The organism is Pedobacter sp. (assembly GCF_035317785.1).
Taxonomy (GTDB): Bacteria; Bacteroidota; Bacteroidia; order Sphingobacteriales; family Sphingobacteriaceae; genus Pedobacter.
The window spans coordinates 1-2,587 of sequence record NZ_DATHGC010000002.1 but is presented as its reverse complement, the minus strand read 5'-3'; the positions used below and the strand labels follow the sequence as shown (position 1 = coordinate 2,587).

The 2,587-nt window shown below is 48.2% G+C and carries 3 protein-coding genes; all 3 read right to left on the bottom strand.

Annotated elements, in window-relative coordinates:
* The coding region (locus VK541_RS00310) for a hypothetical protein (RefSeq protein ID WP_324365731.1) at positions 1–223 on the bottom strand (223 nt) is incomplete at its 3' end.
* Positions 224–277: 54 nt separating this feature from the next.
* Positions 278–1,144: a hypothetical protein gene (locus VK541_RS00305; RefSeq protein WP_324365729.1), complete on the bottom strand. Its 867-nt coding sequence runs from the start codon at positions 1,142–1,144 to the stop codon at positions 278–280.
* A gap of 202 nt (positions 1,145–1,346) precedes the next feature.
* Positions 1,347–2,587 (bottom strand): RagB/SusD family nutrient uptake outer membrane protein (locus VK541_RS00300; RefSeq protein ID WP_324365727.1); only part of this gene is annotated, 1,241 nt, incomplete at its 5' end.

Below are 2,587 nucleotides of genomic sequence, written 5' to 3'. Positions count from 1 at the left end.
GATCTACGGCATCCAACGCGTTGAAGCAATGCGGCAGCGAAACCTTAGTCCACAGCGGAACGCTCTCAGGCGCACCTGCTGCAACGGGTCTTACCGCCTCCCAAACCCCGCCCAGATCTTGCCGTACATATTCCCAGTTGCTGTTCAGGCGGATCTTTTGCTGGGCCTGGCCTTGCAGACTTAACAAAGCAATACAGGCCAGTACGATTGATTTTAATGTCATTCTATAAAAGGGGTTGTAAATCATATATAAACTCTAAAGCGGATGACATTTAGTTTAATACCTGTAGGGATACAAAGGCACCGGCGTGGTACCCGTCGGCGCATACACATGGATCTGGCCATTAGTAGCAATTAAGCCGGCTGTGGTTACCGTATGAAAATCGTTGATCTGCAACGGGGAATAATCACTGTTGAGGATCTTGAAATTGATTTTGCCTTCCGGGTCAAAGCCGTAGTTGGTACCAGCAACCCTGGCATTTACGAAAGTGACTACCCTGTTTCCGGTGGCATTCAGGTCCTGCTCTGTGCCGACGGTAAAGAATCCAAGCCTGGAGGAATCACTCGCACTCATACCAGGTGCCAGCAAACTAGGCAGACTGGTATTCAAAGTCTGAGCATTGTTAAATCCGTAATCACCGATCGCGATCAGGTACAGAAAATACTTCTGCACATCAGCTTTACTGTATTCTTCCCATTTGGTAGCTGGCTTGGTTTCGACTACGTTATTGGTCACTTTTGGCGAACCATCAGGATTCCGCTGCGTGATCGGGAAAGTGAACCACATACCGCCTGTGGGTACAATGCTACTGGGCACCACCACTCCGCCAACTGTTTTGGTCGGCAACACACGTATGGCACCGTTACTCAGAAAAACAAAAGTACGGCCCGGTTTTTCATACTCGTCGAGGTTGATCCCCGCATATTCCAGTCCCAGCTGCATCCATTTAAAGATGCTGTCGCCTGCGATTACAGGATTCTTTCCACGGCTTTCCAGGTACTGGCGAGCCGACATATTGATGTGCGCATCAAGCGCTGATTTTTTATACTCATAGTCCTTCTGTACGTCCAAACCGAACATACTGCAGGAACTCAGCCCTGCGGCGACTAAAAGACTTCCTAATATGGTGTTTAACTTTTTCATTTGTTTAATATTTTGTTTTGGCGATGAAGCTATCATGATCTTAATCATTAATGGTATGATTTGAAAGATCATGATGGTTTCATTTGTTGATATTTTAGATCATGTTTATGAGATTGCTTCGTACCTCGCAATGACGATATTGCGGATACTCAAAGGCTTACACAGCTCGTCATTGCGAGACACGAAGCAATCTTCTTTCATTTTAATAAGGCTGGCTTTGAACCAGTAAACCATTGGAGAACAACACACGGGTAGCCAGTGGCCAGTAGTATCTTCTCTTGTCAGTACCCCATCCTGTTGCCGGATTACCCGCATCAGTCTGTCTTTCGATCAGGATAGGATTCATGACCTCCTGAACCCTGTCCGTACGGACCAGGTCAAACCACCTTACCCCCTCGCCGATCAGCTCAAACTGTCTTTCTTTCAGAATTTCCATTTCCAGCTCTGCAGGGCCTGCAAATGATGCCACAGTTACCGCTGGCACGCCTGCCCTTGTTTTGATCAGGTTCAGGTATTTAACGGCATTGGTTTTATCACCCATTTGATTCAGCGCTTCCGCATACAGCAAGTACATTCCGCTCAGCCTGTACAAAGGGATATATACATTGGCTTCTGTATTGTAAGGCAGATTGCTGGCATAAGAGCCGTTTGGCAGGGCAAAATTGTAAGGTGCAGTAGCTGTAGCAGCAGTAAAATTACCGGCATAGAACTTCCAGAAACTCCGGTCACGGATCGGCTGATTGGTAGATGAGCTGATGTTGTAGGTCTGCTTTACGCGCAGGTCAACAGTTGAGACCGTTACCGTCGAGCCATTTAAATAAGTAGCAGTTGCCACCTGAGGCCAGGTCGTCCAAAGCGGATCCGCCATTCTGATGGTAGGTTCATTGGTAGTTCTTGAAATCCCGGCCATGCAGGCACAACCATTTGCCGAATTTTCCCAGTGGATGTTAAAAATAGTTTCCACACTGCTCACCGGATTTGCAAACTGCACATTCCAGGTCGGACCCGTCTGCAGATCAGCCGCAGCACCACCTGCCCCCATCGTTGTAACACCTGCAGAGTTGTAAACTTTTCCGGTAGGTGCTCTGGCGGCAAATAACTTTTTAAACCAACCTATCGCCAGCTCGTAATCTGCCGCATTTTTTATTGTGCCAGCCCTCCACATGTATATATCGGCCAGAATAGACGTGATCGCAGCTTCGCCAAGATACCATACAGGTGCGTTGACATTTTTAGCCGTCAGTTCATATGCCTGTGTCAGATCGCTGATCGCCTGTTCCAGCACTTTAGCCTGCGGATCCTTAGCTTGCTCTCCCTGTTCTGAAATGCTCAGATAAGGCTCCGTTCTTACAGGCGCGTCGCCCCAAACCCTGGCGATCCAGAAATAGCACAGTCCGCGCATGGCGTAAGACTGGGCCATATAGCTGTTTTCCAGGGCAGGGA

What these genes read in the sequence shown, in the direction of transcription:
- VK541_RS00305 (WP_324365729.1), bottom strand. Translation starts at nt 1,144, where the DNA reads ATGAAAAAGTTAAACACCATATTAGGAAGTCTTTTAGTCGCCGCAGGG.